Annotated in this window: 16 protein-coding genes; 3 read left to right on the top strand and 13 right to left on the bottom strand. The window is 63.3% G+C overall.

The annotated features are described in order from the left end of the window. Positions 1 to 398: 398 nt before the first annotated feature. Positions 399 to 1,640, top strand: coding sequence for an ATP-grasp domain-containing protein (locus RHODMAR_RS23655; RefSeq protein ID WP_008719735.1), 1,242 nt, complete (start codon positions 399 to 401; stop codon positions 1,638 to 1,640). A 41-nt stretch (positions 1,641 to 1,681) separates the two neighbouring features. Next, entirely contained in the window at positions 1,682 to 3,706 is a 2,025-nt protein-coding gene (locus RHODMAR_RS23660; RefSeq protein ID WP_051048256.1) for a hypothetical protein, read from the top strand. On the opposite strand, the gene RHODMAR_RS27145 is transcribed toward RHODMAR_RS23660, so the two are convergent. The 13 genes from RHODMAR_RS27145 to RHODMAR_RS23725 all read right to left on the bottom strand — a co-directional run bounded on the left by RHODMAR_RS27145 (position 3,688) and on the right by RHODMAR_RS23725 (position 15,953). Beyond that, entirely contained in the window at positions 3,688 to 4,917 is a 1,230-nt protein-coding gene (locus RHODMAR_RS27145) for a ricin-type beta-trefoil lectin domain protein (RefSeq protein ID WP_232433750.1), read from the bottom strand. The two genes, RHODMAR_RS23660 and RHODMAR_RS27145, sit on opposite strands and share 19 nt — an antisense overlap. 183 nt (positions 4,918 to 5,100) lie before the next feature. Next, positions 5,101 to 5,316, bottom strand: a complete 216-nt coding sequence (locus tag RHODMAR_RS23670) for a DUF2945 domain-containing protein (protein ID WP_008719742.1) — start codon at positions 5,314 to 5,316, stop codon at positions 5,101 to 5,103. 62 nt (positions 5,317 to 5,378) lie between these two features. Further along, positions 5,379 to 6,374, bottom strand: coding sequence for an alpha/beta hydrolase (locus RHODMAR_RS23675; protein WP_042940195.1), 996 nt, complete (start codon positions 6,372 to 6,374; stop codon positions 5,379 to 5,381). Between the two features lie 108 nt (positions 6,375 to 6,482). Further along, the gene (locus tag RHODMAR_RS23680) at positions 6,483 to 7,625 is read right to left on the bottom strand and encodes an RNA polymerase sigma factor (protein WP_008719745.1); all 1,143 of its coding nucleotides are present in this window, start codon (positions 7,623 to 7,625) and stop codon (positions 6,483 to 6,485) included. A gap of 6 nt (positions 7,626 to 7,631) precedes the next feature. Beyond that, entirely contained in the window at positions 7,632 to 8,039 is a 408-nt protein-coding gene (locus tag RHODMAR_RS23685) for a YciI family protein (protein ID WP_008719747.1), read from the bottom strand. Between the two features lie 96 nt (positions 8,040 to 8,135). Beyond that, positions 8,136 to 9,158: a class II fructose-bisphosphate aldolase gene (gene fbaA / locus RHODMAR_RS23690; protein ID WP_008719748.1), complete on the bottom strand. Its 1,023-nt coding sequence runs from the start codon at positions 9,156 to 9,158 to the stop codon at positions 8,136 to 8,138. Between the two features lie 8 nt (positions 9,159 to 9,166). Then, a complete protein-coding gene (locus RHODMAR_RS23695; RefSeq protein WP_232433751.1) occupies positions 9,167 to 10,174 on the bottom strand; it encodes a LacI family DNA-binding transcriptional regulator in 1,008 nt (335 codons plus the stop codon). Between the two features lie 45 nt (positions 10,175 to 10,219). After that, the gene (locus RHODMAR_RS23700) at positions 10,220 to 10,870 is read right to left on the bottom strand and encodes a nucleoside/nucleotide kinase family protein (RefSeq protein WP_008719753.1); all 651 of its coding nucleotides are present in this window, start codon (positions 10,868 to 10,870) and stop codon (positions 10,220 to 10,222) included. Beyond that, complete coding sequence (locus RHODMAR_RS23705) at positions 10,860 to 11,783, bottom strand: PfkB family carbohydrate kinase (protein ID WP_008719755.1); 924 nt, start codon at positions 11,781 to 11,783, stop codon at positions 10,860 to 10,862. The genes RHODMAR_RS23700 and RHODMAR_RS23705 overlap by 11 nt, the downstream gene beginning before the upstream one ends. Beyond that, positions 11,764 to 12,546 carry an ATP-binding cassette domain-containing protein gene (locus RHODMAR_RS23710; protein WP_008719757.1) on the bottom strand — a complete coding sequence of 261 codons (783 nt, stop codon included), beginning with the start codon at positions 12,544 to 12,546 and terminating at the stop codon, positions 11,764 to 11,766. Before RHODMAR_RS23710 ends, RHODMAR_RS23705 begins: the two co-directional genes overlap by 20 nt. Further along, entirely contained in the window at positions 12,543 to 13,538 is a 996-nt protein-coding gene (locus RHODMAR_RS23715) for an ABC transporter permease (protein WP_008719758.1), read from the bottom strand. The genes RHODMAR_RS23710 and RHODMAR_RS23715 overlap by 4 nt, the downstream gene beginning before the upstream one ends. 41 nt (positions 13,539 to 13,579) lie before the next feature. After that, on the bottom strand, positions 13,580 to 14,578 hold the full coding sequence (locus RHODMAR_RS23720) for a substrate-binding domain-containing protein (protein ID WP_042940197.1): 999 nt from the start codon (positions 14,576 to 14,578) through the stop codon (positions 13,580 to 13,582). Positions 14,579 to 14,969: 391 nt separating this feature from the next. Beyond that, the gene (locus tag RHODMAR_RS23725) at positions 14,970 to 15,953 is read right to left on the bottom strand and encodes a YihY/virulence factor BrkB family protein (RefSeq protein WP_042940198.1); all 984 of its coding nucleotides are present in this window, start codon (positions 15,951 to 15,953) and stop codon (positions 14,970 to 14,972) included. A 143-nt stretch (positions 15,954 to 16,096) separates the two neighbouring features. On the opposite strand from RHODMAR_RS23725, the gene RHODMAR_RS23730 reads away from it, so the two are divergent. Next, positions 16,097 to 16,267 (top strand): CsbD family protein, encoded by a 171-nt coding sequence (locus RHODMAR_RS23730; RefSeq protein WP_008718579.1) that lies wholly within the window; start codon positions 16,097 to 16,099, stop codon positions 16,265 to 16,267. Positions 16,268 to 16,461 lie beyond the last annotated feature (194 nt).

The raw sequence follows: 16,461 nt of genomic DNA on the forward strand, positions 1-16,461 counted from the left end.
AATTGCCAGCAATTCAGATCATAGAGACGCTCTTAGCGTTTGTGCTCAAAATGCATAACTACCCCAAACCAGCAGGTCAACGACGTAATTGAAATAAATACGACCGGTACGATAATATGATTTATTGTTAAACTAATTGAAACTTCATAAAAATCGATTACTTTGACCGAATAGACTCGAAAATCGAACCCAAAGTTTCATTTACGTCGGATTGCGATCTTTCGGTACGCAAATTAGGCAACACGCGTCCGCTGATACGGGTCGTATCTCGCGAATCCGACATCCAAGACGCCTCACGACTACTAGTAAGTCACCGGGCCCGGAAACTCGCGCCGGACACCATCTGTACGGTGGAGCGAAGGACCTCGACCGATGAATCATCCAGGGGAAGGAACTTCATGACTCAGCCGAACAGGCTCGAGAAAGATCCGAACAAAGGTTTCGTCGCCCTGCTGGGCTGGAGTTTGGCCGCAGTAGAGGCACTGGACAAGTTCGATCGGCGCTACGTCGTCGTCGCCCCGGAGTGGGCCGAAGCGTACTGCACCGAGCACGACATTCCGTACATCCCGTGGAACTTCGAGCGACTCAACGATCGCTCGCTGGAGATCGCCGAGACCCTGCGGGACAAGGGTGTCGATGTCGCGATTCCGCTCTACGAGGAGACGGTGGAGTGGGCCGGTGCCATCAACTCGGTACTGCTGGGCAACCCTCGGTTGTTCGGTCAGGCGATGCTGCTGCGCGACAAGGCGCTGATGAAGCGCAGAGCTCAGCTCGGCGGCATCCGGGTGGGAATCTTCGAGGAGGCCCACGACCGCGAGGACGTCATCCGTTTCCTCCGGCGGGTCAATCAGACCCTGCTCAAGCTCGACGGCGATCCGAACGACCCCATCCACCTCAAGGCCTTCGACAAAGCCGGATGCCTGGGCCACCGAGTCATCCGCACGCCAGACGAGGTCGACTCGATTCCCGACGAGGAATTCCCGGTGCTGATGGAATCGCACCTCGACGGCTGGGAATTCGCCGTCGAAGCGTGGATCCACAACGGCAAGATCAAATTTCTCAACATCTCCGAGTACGTCACCCTCGGATACTCGGTATTCGTTCCCGCGACACCGGAACTCGAGAAGTACCGCGATCAGATCACGGTGCAGATCGAGAAGTTGATCAAGACCTTCGACATCGAGTTCGGATTCATTCATCCCGAGTACTTCGTCACCAGCGACGGCGAGATGTACTTCGGTGAGGTCGCATACCGGCCACCGGGCTTCAAGGTGTTCGAGCTACTCGAGCGGGCCTACGGATTCAACGCCTACCAGGGCTTGGCGCTCGCGTTCGACCCGAAGACCACCGAGGAAGAGATCGACGCTTTCTTCCCGAAGGAGGTTGTCGATGCGACCGGCGTCGCCGGATGTTTCGGCGTGTATCCACGACGCCGTGTTGTCAGCCATCTGCAAATTCCGGAGGAGACAACAGGTCATGACTACTACGAGACCAACGACCTGTCGGCACCGGTCGAGGAAACCGTCACCAAGAGAACAGCGTTCGGCACCCATTGGGGACTGCTGTACTTCTTCGGCGAAGATACCTATGTCATGCGTGACCTGCTGAAGCACCAGGAAGAACTGGACTTCTACGTGTGAGGCAACAACTCGGGAACGACACCGAACCGGCGTCGCAGGCGATGGACGAGTCGGCACCGACCGACGCGACTACCGCCGTGGACAAAGCTCTGGCATCGCGGCTCGCGCAACTCGACCATGCAGTGCATGCCTTGGCCGATGCACCTGAGTTCAGCAAGAACACCAAGGTGCGTCGGGTGCTCGATGGCCTGCATCGAGTTCTGATGCAGCCCGGCGGTTGCGATGCAATTCGCGAACGCGCCGAGAAGCTCGAGAATGCGGGGCTGTTCGCGGGCACCGACTGGGCGCAGCCCGATATCCTGGTTCCAGGATTCGTAGGGCCCAGCCTGCGCAGCGGCAACGACGACACCTTCGTGCTCGAGGCGACCAGCGAACTGCGGATGGCCGCGATCGTCGCGGGTGAGTTCGAGCATCCAGCGGTGACCGCCGAGGATGCGCGTCGGTTCCTTTCTCAGGTCCTCGCACTCAATCTCGACGTGCTGTTCACACCGCCGTCCGAGTCGGAACGAGTTCGCCTCGGCCGTACCGCGCACCTGATCCGTGATCTGTTCGGGTTCGTAGCCGGACAGATCGGCTACGACAGTGTTCTCGACGAGTTGGTCGAGGAGATCTGGCGAATCCTGCGCCAGCGCCCGATTCAGGTGGACACCATCAAGGACATGGTCACCCGCATCGCGATCTATCGCGATGACCCGACCGTCGACCTCGGCACGTCCGGGCAAGGCCTGGACCGGCTGATCACGGCATTGTTCGGCACCACGGATGCGTGCCGCGAGGATCCAGGCGTCGAGGTGTACCGGTCTCGACTAGAGGCGATGGATGTCGAGGCGTTGCAGTTCGAAGCTCGCGGATTCGCGCGGGCGATGCACGACACCGGGCTGGTCTCGCCGTATCACGCGACGCTGACGCAATTTCTCGTCGATCACTACTCGTACGTTCTGCCCGAGGCCTTGGGCCTGTCCGACACCGGCCGCACCTGCCTCACCCGCTACCCGGAGTTGGTGCACCGCCTCATCGAGGAAACGGTCTACCCCGAGACCGCTCAGTGCCTGTACGGGCTGGCTCTGCTGCTCGATCGCGGAATACTGCATCAGCCGCCGATCGTGCCGTCACTGTGGCGGCAAATATCGTTGAAGCTCGCCCCGGCCGTGCAGGAACGACTGATCACCACGTTCGGCCCGGTACCCGCACCGCAGTCACGGCTGCTCGGCGGACTGCTGTCGATGCTCGGGCAACCGCTCGGAGTGGGGCAGGGCGACAACCCGACGTGCCAGTCGGCACGGGCGCTGTCCATGTGGGCCTACAACGATCCCGACTATCTCCTGCAGATGGTGGTGTGGGCAGCACGTGACGAGGAGATCGTCATGCACTTCGAAGGCCAGTCGATCTCGTCCACCGAAAGCGTCAGCGGCGTCGCCACATCCGATCCGGTGGACCTCGACCCCGCCTCACTGCTGTTGGTTCCGCACCTCGATCGCATCTACGCCGAGATGGTCAGGCGGTGCGCCGGCCGCCCGGGTGACCCGCACCGCTGGGTCAATCCCGAGTTCCACGGGTGGTGGTCGGCTCGCGAATTCCACATCGACGTCGACGTCGAAACCGGCAATCTGGTCGACCTGGACGGGTTTCTCCGTCAGTTCTACGCGGCGTATCACCCGGAGTACAACGGGCACCAGCCGCTGATTCACCCGCAACCCGCCGGCGTGGCCGTAACCGACAGTGCCGCAAGGTATGTGGGGTGGCATGCCATCACGATCCTGCGCGTGAACACTGATCCCGACGGCGTCATGCGGGTGTACTTCTTCAATCCGAACAACGACAGCGGGCAGGACTGGGGAGACGGCGTCGTCGTCGGCACGGCAGGCAACGGCGAACGAGCGGGAGAAGGTTCGCTCCCGTTCGACCAATTCGCTTCTCGGTTGTACATCTTCCACACCGACCCGTTGGAAAATGGCGAACCCCAGAGAATCCCGTGTGAGGACATCGACAGGATCGTCGGTTACATCGAACGGAGCTGGGGAGCAGAGCGTTCCGTACGGGCTGGGTATCAACCGGTCCAGGAATAGACGGACACCCAGTCCAAGATCAGATTTCCTTCACTGTTCCCGTCCCCCTTGGTCTCGGTCTGCAACTCCCATCGCATGGGCGACGCGGGCACGTAGTCGGTGGAGTCCAGCACGACGGTCTCATCGAGGAGGTACCGAACCCGACCGGGTGACCATTCCATGGTGTAGGTGTGCCAGTCGGTGAACTGTGCACCGATGTCGGTGGCAGCCACCTTGCATCCGTCAGCGCACGATCCCTCCCCTGAGAAATGGTGGAAACCGCCGACGTTGCCCGACAGAGCCCCCTCCGGAAAATCGAGTTCGCCGTCGTAGGGCCAGTTCTCGGATCGAGGCCACAGCAACCACGCTGCGTAGTACTCGGACAGGTCGGGAGATTCGACCTTGAACCGCGCTGAGTACCTCCCGTACGTCTGGTACTGACTGTCGCCATCGATCACCGGAGAGATACTCGCGCCTGCGGGTATTCCGTCGACCTGGCCGAGGTGGTACTCGAGCGCACCGTCGGTGGTGGACAGAACCGCATCGGGTCGATAGGGCCGCTTGTCGTAGGTGTCGGGATAGCACGAGGGGTAGGTGCGCCACCGCTGACCTTCGCTCCCGGTGTAGACGACCTTTGTCGGGTCGCATTCGTTGGCCCAACTACCGTTCGCCGACGGTGCGGTGAACTCATCGACGAAAATCTGTTTCCAACCCGGCAAGTCTCCTGTGGGCGCGGCGACACCACCGGGGTTGTCGGTATTGGGCTCCGCAGCTGCTACGGGCTCGAAGACCTGAGCCGACGAGCCGTCGCACTCGGCCACGATCGCCCGTTTCCGGTCCTGCTGAACTCCTGCTACCGCGAGACACAGCGACGTGCCGGCGAGACCGATCGAAGACGAGTCACCTGCTTCCCAGGTGGCCACGTTGTCCCCGTCGCAGGTGCTCAGAACCACAGAGGTACCGGCAGCCGCCGCTGAATCGCTGTCCAGAACCAAGCACTGCGACCGAACACGAACGGTACCGTCGGCTTCGGCAACCCAACGCTGCGCCTGCGTACCGTTGCAGGCTGCGAGTCGAACGGATCCAGTCGGATCGGTGTCACTACCGTCGAGGCAGTACGACCCCGCGGATTCGAACTGCCCGGTGAAGGTGACAGCGGGCTGCGCGGGCGGACCGTCGTCGTTCGAGAAAACGCTGCAGCCCACGACGAGCACGCACACGGTGACGATCATTACCGATGCGGATAGCGCACGCCGCGCACCAGAGTCGCTGCCGATCCATCGACCGGGACGCGAAACTCCGTGCCGAATTCGCATCGGGGTCGTCCCCATTGCTGCCTCCATAAGTGACGATCCGTACTTTCTCGAGGGTACAGAACGTTCAGCGGGTGCAGCCGCTACGCTGAAACTGGGCAATCAGTCCTTTTTGTCGAGCGCATCCGGCTTGTGCACCGCATCGTTGCCCGACTTGTCGCTCTCGACCCGGTATTGGGGGTCGTCCTTCGAGGCCTTCACCGTTCTGCCCGCGGCTTCGGTCTCGGAGGTGATCTTCTCCACCACAGTTCCCTCGGTCGTGGTTCCGTGGGTGTTCCACTCCACCTTGTCGCCCTTGTGCAGCTCTTCCTTCGACATGTTCGGGTGATCCTTTCGTCGGTGATCTCCACCGACGCGTACCCGCGAGAGCCTCGGGGCAATCAGCGGGTTCCCAGAGCCGGTGCCAGCGTGGTGAACCAGGCCTCGCGCAACTGATCCTCGAACAACGGCCAGGTGTGCGCGCCCTCGTCGCGCATCGACACCGTCGCAGGCACATCGGCTCGGCGCAGCGCGTCGACGAAGATCGACGTGCAGAAGTTCACCATCGCCTCGACAGCCATTCCGCCGAACGGTGGAATCGCTCTCTCGGGGATTCGATCCACCGGTCCCGGCACGCCGCGGGATGAACCGACGTACACCGCGGTTCCCCGTAGACGCTCGACGTTGAGCGACGGATCGTGATCACGCCATCCCTGGCTGCCCGGCAGCCCCCACATGTTGAAGGGATTGTTGAGGCCGCCGGCAATCATCGTCGAAATGCCCACTGTGGCAAGTGGGTTGGACGGTGCCGGGCATCCACTGAACGACGCCGCCGCGTCGAACACGTCCGGAGCCTGGATCGCCAGGTCGAGTGCGGGCCCGCCGCTCATCGACAGTCCCGCCACACCGCGCCTGCCCGTCGATCCGTACGCAGCGTCGACGGCCGCAGGCAGCTCACGGGTGAGGTACGTCTGCCACATGTTGCTACCCAGCACCGGATCGGCGGTCTGCCAATCGGTGTAGAAGCTGAAGCGTCCACCGATCGGCGCGACCACCGTGACGTTCTTGTCGAGAAAGAACTGTTCGACGCCGGAGTTGTTGAGCCACCCGACGCCGTCCTCGTTGCCGAGCGCGCCGTTGAGCAAGATCAGGCTCGGAGCAGCTTCGCCGCCGGGTGAATGCAGAATTTCGTTGGAGATGACGCGATTCATGGACGGGGAGAACACGTTCAGCACCGCTCGTGTGGCAGACACTTGATGGATGCCGACGGCACCCGCCGCCGCGTCGGCCGATCCAGAGTTGCCCGGCAATGCCTGGGCCGATGTTCCGGTCATCAGCATCGACGCGATCACGGCAGCAGTCACCGTCGCAGCGAATCGAGTTCGCTTCTTCCTCATCTGCCCCACTGGCAACATCAGCACCAGTCGAGGGTCGCACGAATTCCGCTTCCTCTCGCTAACGATCAGATTACGAAACCGATCGGTTCGTTCGTTTGCTCGATCGAGTCAGAGAATCGCGGCCCGAATGCGAGCCGCCTGCAGCGCCAGATGATGCCGCTCGGGTATCGACGACGCCCGCTCCGCTGCGTCGGCATACAACTCGGCGGCCTGCCGCAGATCGCCGGCCTTCTCGTGCAGGTGTGCCGCCGCCGCCGTATGGCGCGGGACTGCGGGATCGACGTCGGCCAGTGCCGCGAGCCCGGCGATCGGACCGTCGGCTTCCCCGATGGCCACCGCGCGGTTGAGCTGCACGACAGGGCTGTCGGTGAGGGCGAGCAACTCGTCGTACCATTCGACGATCTGCACCCAGTCGGTCTCCTCTACTCGTATCGCGTCGGCGTGCAAGGCGGCGATGGCTGCCTGCGCCTGATATTCGCCCAGCCGATCTCTGGCGAGCGCCGCCTGCAGAATCCGAACCCCCTCCGCGATCAAGCCTGTGTCCCAACGGGATCGGTCCTGGTCGGCCAGCGAGATCAGTCGACCGTCGGATCCGGTCCTGGCCGACCGTCGTGCGTGATGCAGCACCATGAGGGCCAACAGTCCTGCCGTTTCCTCGTCGTCGGACAACGTCGTCAACTGTCGAGTCAAACGAATCGCCTCGGCGGCGAGGTCGACATCGCCGGTATATCCCTCGTTGAACACCAGATACAGCACCCGCCGTACCGTCCCGAGGTCTCCCGGGGCGTCGAAACGCACGTCGCGGACCGTGCGTTTGGCCCGACTGATGCGCTGCGCCATCGTCTTCTCCGGCACCAGATACGCCTGCGCGATCTGCCGCGTCGTCAGTCCCCCGACCGCCCGCAGTGTGAGCGCCACCGCCGCAACCGGACCGAGCGAAGGATGCGCACACAGAAAGAACAACTGCAGCGTGTCGTCGACGCCGCCCACGCTGTCTGGATCCGGTTGGGCCGCAAGTCGGTCCTCACGATCTCGACGCGCCTTCTCCGAACGTTGTGCATCGAGAAACTTCCGCCAGGCGACGGTGACGAGCCAGCCCTTCGGGTCCGCCGGCGCAGCGTCGACCCACGTCGAGCCCGCCTGTACCGATGCCTCCTGCACGGCGTCCTCGGCCGATGCGAAATCCGCACCACGGTGGACGAGGACGCCGATCACTGCAGGCGTCAGCGTCCGCAGCACCCGGGGATCCATGACAGGTCAAGCTTCGATCGTGTCGGGTGCCTCCATGAACGGACGCAACTCGAGCCACTCGTCGATCGGCTTTCCACCGGTGCCCGGTGCCGCCGACAACTGTCCGGCCAGCTCCAGCGCACGCTCGTAGGTCTCGACGTCGATGATCATCCAGCCTGCGATGAGGTCCTTGGTCTCGGCGAACGGACCGTCGGTCACCGGCGGCTTCCCTTCTCCGTCCGAGCGCACCCACGTCCCCTCGGGCGCCAGCGCCTGTGCGTCGACGAATTCACCCGTCGCTTCGAGCTGCGCGGCGAAATCCCGCATGAACTGGATGTGGTCCTGCACTTCGGCCGGCGTCCATCGGTCCATCGGGACCCAGTCGGCCGGCTCGGGTGCGCCGCGGTAATGCTTGAGCATGAGGTACTTCGCCATGGTCTCTCCTGAGGTTCGGTGCAGCCATTGTTGCCGCATTCGACCCTGGGACGAAGCCGGTCCGGCGATTTCTACATGCTCGACCGAGAACTTCTCTCAGCGCATCGTCCGACCGGCCGAGCCGAGCATCTGTGTCGCCTCGACAACTCGGGCCGCCATCGCCGTCTCGGCGGGCTTGCCCCACGACCGGGGGTCGTATGCCTTCTTGTTTCCGTACTCGCCGTCGACCTTGAGGACTTGGTCGTACTTGCTCAGCATGTGCCCTGCGATGGATCGGGTGAAGGCGTACTGCGTGTCGGTGTCGATGTTCATCTTGATCACTCCGCTCGCCACCGCTGAGGCGATGTCTTCTGCGCTCGACCCCGATCCACCGTGGAACACCAGATCGAACGGCTTGTCCTTACCCGTTTCGCCACCGACGACGGCCTGAATCTCCGCGAGTATCTCGGGCCGTAGATGCACCGACTCCGGGTTGTAGACGCCGTGGACGTTGCCGAAGGTCAGAGCCGTCATGTACCGACCGCGCTCCCCTGCGCCGAGCGCCGCGATCGTGGCGCGGGCGTCATCGACCGTCGAGTACAACTGTTCGTTGATCTCGTGCGACACGCCGTCCTCCTCACCGCCGATCACTCCCACTTCGATTTCGAGGATCGTGTTCGCCTGCACCGACAGGTCGAGCAATTCGCGAGCCGTTCGCAGGTTCTCGTCGAGCGGTACCGCCGAACCGTCCCACATGTGCGATTGATACAGCGGTTCCAGGCCGCGGCCGCGCCGATCGATGGCGTCGGCGAGCAGTGGGCGGACCCAATCGTCCAGATTCTCCGCGGGGCAGTGATCGGTGTGCAACGCTACCGAGATCGAATAGTGCTGTGCCACTTCGTGTGCGTACTGCGCGAGCGCCTTGGAGCCGGCGAAGCGGTTCTGTACGGCGTTGCCGGACAGGTAGAGCGCGGTACCGACCGATACCTGGATGATGCCGTCACTCTCGGCCTCGGCAAATCCCTGCAACGCTGCGTTGAGGGTCTGCGAACCGGTGACGTTGATCGACGGGTAGGCGAACCCGCCTTCCTTGGCGCGGTCCAACATTGCCACGTACTGCTCCGGACTGGCAATCGGCATGAGCTGTCCTATCTTTCGGGGACGGGCGAGGTACACCCGCAGGAATTTCGGTGGGTGAACGTGGTCGGCACTCGAATCGATCGGGGCGCGTCTTCTCGACCCTCGATGCGGCCCAGCAGCAGGTCCGCTGCCGTTCTGCCGATCGTCTGCACGTCCTGCGCCGCCGCGGTCAGGCGGGGCTCGAACAGATCCGACCACTCGAAGTCGTCGTAGCATACGAAGGCAAGATCCATGGGAATCGACAAGCCAAGGGCGCGAACTGCTTTGAGTGCTCCGATGGTCATCGAGTTGTTCATCGACACCAGAGCGGACGGCCGGTCCGGATTCGACATCAGCTCGAGCACCTGCGTCTCGGCCACCTCGACGTTGGACCGGCCGTCGAGGATCAGGCGGGGGTCAGGTTCGATGCCTCGGTCGGCCAACGCACGGGCATAGCCGTCGAATCGCTCCGTCGTGGAGGAAATACCCGCTATCCCCCGCACGATCGCGATACGGCGATGTCCGGCATCGAGGAGGTGGGCGGTCAGCTGGTACGCGGACTCGTCGTTCTCGGGCCCCACCTGGTCGCACGGAAGATCCAGCATGCGGTCGATCAGTACCAGGGGCGTTCCACTGTGCATGATTTCCGGAATCGTCGACTCCTGCGAACCCGCTGCCGGCGCAAGGATCATGCCATCGACCTGACGATCCAGCAGCGAATCGACGACCCTTCGCTCCGATCTCGGCTCGTCGTGCGAGTCGCCGAGAATCAACACGTAGCCCGCCTCCGACAGCCGTTGCTCGACGGCGTACACCAGACTGCCGAAATACGGATTGGTCAACGCCGCGATCGACAGACCCACCGTGTGGGTCCGGCCTGCTGCGAGGGACCGTGCAACGACGTTGCGCCGGTATCCGATCTCCACGATTGCGGCGTCGACGCGTTCTCGGGTGGTGGGGTTGACCTTGCGGGTTCCGTTGAGCACGTGCGAGACCGTCGACACCGACACCCCTGCGATGCGTGCGACGTCGTCCATCGTGGCCACGTCAGCCGGCCCTCCGAGCGCGGGTACAGGCAGCGCTCATAGCAGGCGCAGGATTCGCTCGGCGCGCCGCGCCGTCGACCCGATGAGTTCTGCGTTGCGTTCGTCCGAACCCAGTGCCCAGAATCGCGCGTCCTCGTGCGACTTTCCGTATGCCTCGTGCCTGGCCACCAAGCGTTCGTGCCGAACTTCGGTGCTCGGGGCCAGAAACCAGACTTCGTCGATCATGTTCCTGGCGGCCGGCCACGCGTCGGATTCCATCAGCAGGTAGTTGCCCTCGGTGATCACGAGCGGCACCCTCGACGGGACCGGGATGGACGAACCGATCGACTCTTCGATCTCTCGCCGAAACTTCGGGGCATACACATCGGGGTCACCGGGCCGCTGGTCGTGAATCGCCGCGATCAACCGCGCGTACCCACCGTCGTCGAACGTGTCGTGCGCGCCCTTGCGGTCGAGCCGGCCCAGATCGATCAACACCTCGTTGGCGAGGTGAAATCCGTCCATCGGAACCAGCACCGAACGCTCCGGCCCGAGCGCGTCGACGAGTTGCTGGGCCACTGTGGATTTTCCGGCACCCGGTGCGCCGGTCAGTCCGAGAATCCGCCGTTCACCGGCCACGGCGAGCCGCCCGGCCAGCTCCACGAGCTCGCCGAGGGTGGCTTCCTGTACGTCCTGATCAGTGCTCACCGTTGTCGCTTTCGAGTCCGTGGGTGGAAAGTGTGCGAAGCCACGCTCGTGGTCCGATCACCGAGCAACGCAGTGCCGCAATGTGAGCCGACCTGTGGATGCGCTCGGGCAGAGAGCCGTCCTGCGTCGAGTAGTACGCATACGCGCCGTGGAATGCATCGCCGGCACCTACTGTATCGACCACTGTCACCGGCTCGACATCCACCGAGCCCGACGATGCCTCGGACCACCATTCGACGGGCTCGCCGCCGTGCGTGGTGACGACCGTGTGCACACCCGAGCCGACGAGTGCCGCCGCGGTGGACGCGGTGTCTCCGGTGCCGGGGGCGCGAAAGTCCGCTGAGCACACCATGTCCGTGGCGTACGGGATCAGCTCGCTCATCACCGGCTTCCACCGGCCGGCATCGACGACCAACGTGGTAACCCGCGCCGCCGCATGTTCCGCGGCGGCGCAGGCGATCAGGGGGTGGTGCCCGTCGACGAGGACGACATCGGCACCGGCGACCAGAGCGTCGAGCTGGTCGGGCGGGGAGGCGTCGGAGTTCACTGCATCGGCCGAGACGACCGACCGGTCACCGGTCGATTCGATCACCGTCACCGCCGAGACCGGCACCGATCTGCTGGTGCCCTCGGCCGCGTCGATCACCCGCACTCCGAATGCGGCCAGCTCAGCCTTGATCAGCGCTGCCACCGGGTCGTCTCCGAGCGCGGTGACGAGCACAGCAGTGCCGCCCAGCGCGGCGAAGGTGACAGCCGCGTTGGCGGCCGGCCCTCCCGCCGCGACGAACTGCGCGCTCGAGGTGATCTTCTGGTTGGGAGCCGGGGCTGCCGACACTCGATGGATCACATCGAGTGTCGCCAGCCCGACGAAAACCCCGACCGGGCTGGTCGATTCAGAGGCCGGCGCGTTCATCGTCGGTCGGCTCCTCCGCACCGGTCATCAGTGCAACGACCTCGGACATGGTGCGGTTCTTCGGATCGACCACGCCCGCTCGCTTGCCGAGTCGATGGATATGGATCCGATCTGCGACCTCGAACACGTGCGGCATGTCGTGGCTGATGAGCACCACCGGTATACCGCGGTCGCGGATCGTTCGGATCAGATCGATCACCATTCCCGATTCCCGCACGCCCAGTGCGGCAGTCGGCTCGTCCATGATGATCACTCCGCGACCGAACGCCGCCGCTCGCGCCACCGCGACACCCTGACGCTGACCACCGGAGAGCGTCTCGACCGCCTGATTGACCGACTTGATGCCGATCTTCAGATCCTGCAGATGCTTCGATGACTCGTCGCGCATCCTCGGCATATCGAGCCTACGAAAGATGCTGCCGCTGATGCCCTTACGCTTGATCTCCCGGCCGAGATAGACGTTCGACGCGATGTCGAGCGCGGGAATGACGGCCAGGTCCTGATATACCGTCTCGATGCCTGCTGCTCGGGCGTCGCGGGTGTTGCGGAACGTCACCGGCGATCCGTTCATCAGGATCTCTCCCGAGTCGGGAATCACGGCACCGGCCAACGCTTTGATGAGACTGGACTTTCCAGCACCGTTGTCGCCGATCACGGCCAGCACCTCACCGGCCCGCAACTCGAAATCGGCACCGTTGATCGCGGTCACGCTGCCGTATCTCTTGACCAGGCCGCGCGCTTCCAGGGCTAGGGTGGCACTCATTGTGATCTCCTGCGCGTGAATTGATCCACGGCCACCGCGACGATGACCAGAATTCCGGTCGCGATGTTCTGGTAGAGGCTGTCGACGCCTGCCTGGGTGAGACCGTTGCGCAGCACACCGACGATCAGGGTTCCGATCAGTGTCCCGACGACGCTACCGCGGCCACCGAACAGGCTGGTGCCGCCGATGACGACCGCGGTGATCGTTTCCAGGTTGGCGTTCTGATACGCGTTCGGATCGGCGTTGGGGATGCGACCGAGCGCGGCCCACGCCGCGATCGCCGCGATGACTCCGGTGGCGATGTAGACCGAGAACAGCACACGACCGGACTTGATGCCGGAGCGATCCGAGGCCTGCGGACTGCCGCCGACTGCGTAAATATGCCTGCCCCATGCTGTTTGGGATAGCGCGTACCACATCACCGCATACACCAGCAGCATCGCCACCACGCCGTACGTGGTGGAGAAGCTACCGATCTTGAACGAGTTACCGAGCAGCGTCAGCGGTCCGCTCGTTACCTGGTAGGTCTCGGATCCGGCCAGCAATCTGGTGGCTGCCTGGATTGCCGTGAAGGTGCCGAGCGTGACGATGAACGGCGGCAGTCTCAGTACCGTCACCAATCCGCCGTTGATCGCCCCGAACGCCACACACACGGCCAGCGTCGAACCCAGGGCCACCACCGGTCCGTTGGCACCTGCGGACTGCGCCATCACGATGGTGCCCATCACCGCGATCGCACCGATCGACAGGTCGATTCCCGAGGTGAGGATGATCAGCGTCTGGCCGACGGCGAGAATGCCGACGACCACCGATTGCTGCAGGATCAGAGAGACGTTCTGCGGGTTGAGAAACGAGCTCGAAATAGAACTGAAGACGATGACGGCGATGACGAGCGCTGCCATCGGCCCGAGCAGCGGTTCACGCAGGATGGTCCCCGCGTTGAACCGGCTCGAAGCCGTCGGCTTCTCAGCGGATGCGGTATCGGTACTCACGAATCAGTCCTCGTACTCGACGGTGGTCCGGGAACCCGCGATCAGCCCCAGCAATTCTCTTCGCCCCATGCGGTGTCCTGCGACTCGAGACCGTCGACCGGCTTGTCGGTGATGAGCTGCGAGCCGGTGTCGTTGAAGCCGCTGGGCTTGGTGCCGTCCTCGGCGAACTTGACGACTGCGTCGACGCCCTCCTGTGCCATCTTCGCCGGGAACTGCATCACCGTCGCGCCGATGATGCCGGCCTTGACGTTTTCGACACCGGTGCAGCTGCCGTCGATCGAACCGATGGTGATCTGGTCCGCGCGGCCGGCCGACTCGATCGCCTGATAAGCACCGGCCGCTGCAGGCTCGTTGATCGTGTACAGCGCATTGACGCCCTGGGCTCGCTGCAGCAAGTTCTCCATGGCGGTCTGGGCCTTGGTCTGATCGCCGTTCGTGTTCTCCTGGCCGACGATTTCCGGCGAGCTGTTCGTCAGGCCCATGCCCTCGAGGAAGCCGTCGTGCCGGAAGGTGTCGACCGTTCCGCCCGCTGTGCCGTCGAGCATGATGACCTGGGGCTTGGTGCTTCCGAGTGTGGCCTTGACCCACTCGCCCTGGCTCACTCCGGCTGCCTTGTTGTCGGTGGCGAACGTGGCGTCCACCGCGTCCTCCGGGTCCGTCGCGGTGTCGAGCGCGATGACGACGACGCCGGCGTCACGTGCCTTCTTGATCGCGTCCAGGACTCCGGTCGAGGAGTTCGGCGTGATCAGAATTCCCTTCACACCCTGACCGACCAGGTTCTCGATTGCTGCGACCTGCCCCTCGTTGTCACCGTCGAATGCTCCGGCGAGAGCCACCAGCTGGGCTCCGCTGGAATCGGCTTGCGCCTGCGCTGCTTCACGCAACTTCACGAAGTACGGATTGGAGTCCGTCTTGGTGATGAGCCCCACCTTTGTGCCGTCCGAGTCCGAACTGCTGCAGGCGGTCAGGCCGAATACGAGCGACCCGGCCATGAGCGCGGTTCCGATCGTCAGCACGGACTTCCGACAGTGATTGAACATGTGGACTCCCTTGTCCCCGGCCACGCGGTCGCGTCGCTCGATTGCAGGAGCCTAAGGCGCATACAAGCGCTTGCGCATGCGCTTTCGCATAACAAACTCGAAATCTTTTTCTGCCGACCGTCCGGCCGGTTCGTGACGAGGGTCACCTCACCTCCGCACACTCCCGCCCCGGCACCACGAACGCGAGCGCGTTCGTCGGCCGCGTCCAGAATCGCGCCCGATCGCAGGCGACTCCGCGCGCACCCGACGAATGCGAGCGCGTTTGCCGAGAGCCCAGGACGCGGCGCATCAAGAGAAAAAGTAGCCGTCCCAGTAGGTGCGGTCAGTGTCCTCAATTCGAGTCCACACACGGGATCTATCCGCTCGCGGGCACACATTGTCGACACTCGGGTCACTTACTGGGCGACTCCTCTCCCGTCATCGAATCCGGCTCGTCGTACGTGACGGTGATGTCCTGAAATCCTTTGTTGCGCTGCGCCTCTGCCTGGCCCGTGTACGAGTTCTTGTCACCCTCGGTGAGTTCGACGTTGTCGGTGAACGGCGTCAGTAGCGCCCGGGGATACAGGTGATCGACTCGAACGGCATTGATCTCGATGCACAGCACGATCAGCACCGCCGAGACGTACAAGAAGCCGAGCAGGCCGAGAACGATCGCGAAGATTCCGTTGCTGGCGCTGGCGTTGCCGACGACGTACCGAACGTAGATGCCGCCGAACGATTGCAGTGCCTGCCAGATAACCGCGGCGATCGCAGCACCGGGAAGGACCTCGCGCACACTCAACTCACGTACGGTGCCGATGCGAAACGCGGCCGTGAAGACTGCGGCGTTGACGACCACGGCACCGATCAGCGCCAAGGCACCGCCCGCAAACCCGAAGACACCGGACGAGGCGATACCGCCCAGCACCGTCAACCCGATGACGGCGGTGCCGACGGTGCTCAGCAACAACAGACCGCGCAAGCGTCCCTTGATCGGGTCCGGTTGCTCGTTTCGCGGCACCGACCATGCGGTGTTCATCGCATACTGCACCGCCAGAGACACCCCGAGTCCGCCGTACAGCGAACCGACCACACCGATGACGATTGCCGTGGTTCCGCCGCTGAGTCGATCCGGCTGACTCAGTTGATCACCGATGACCGGGATCTGACTCATCGCCGAATCGATTATTCGACTCTGCAGCTCCGGATCGCCCGCCAGCACTATCCCCAGCACCGTGGTGAACAACAGCAGCAGCGGAAACAGCGAGAGGAACGAGTAGTACGCGATCAGTGCAGCGAGGTAACCCCCGCGGTCGTCGAGAAACTTGTACAGCACTGCCAGCGGGAAACCCGCCGACGGGTGCCTGCGCTGATAACTGTCCACCTTGGCGACCATCACCGGTCGAATGTAGCCACCGCCGACCATACGGAAACGTCGGCGATGTATGTGATCCAGATCTCGATGCCTGCGCGTGCGCTTTCGCCGATCGTCTTCGACTAACTCTTCAGTACCAACCCGGCACGACGAAAGGAACTCACATGAGCTTCATCGACAAGGCAAAGAACGCAGCAGAAGACGCCATCGGCAAGGCCAAGGAAGTTGTCGGCGACGCCACCGACAACAAGGACCTCGAGGCCGAGGGCAAGAAGGACCAGGGTTCGGCAGGCGTGAAGAAGGTCGGCGAGAACATCAAGGACACCTTCAAGTAGGTCGCACACAGCGAGGGTCGTCGATCGGGTGATCGGCGACCCTCGCGGCGTCTCGCGGGATCGTCCACTGTTCGATGAACACCCTCGGCAGAGGTGTATAAAATGCACAGCGCTGGCTGTTCGGCCGGTACCAGCGTCCAGCAGCAGGCGCATGATCGTGGATCTCTGTGACTCAGGAGCGGCAGAGATTCCGT

Origin of the sequence: Rhodococcus sp. AW25M09 (genome assembly GCF_000333955.1) — a bacterium.
In the GTDB taxonomy this organism is placed as follows: Bacteria; Actinomycetota; Actinomycetes; order Mycobacteriales; family Mycobacteriaceae; genus Rhodococcoides.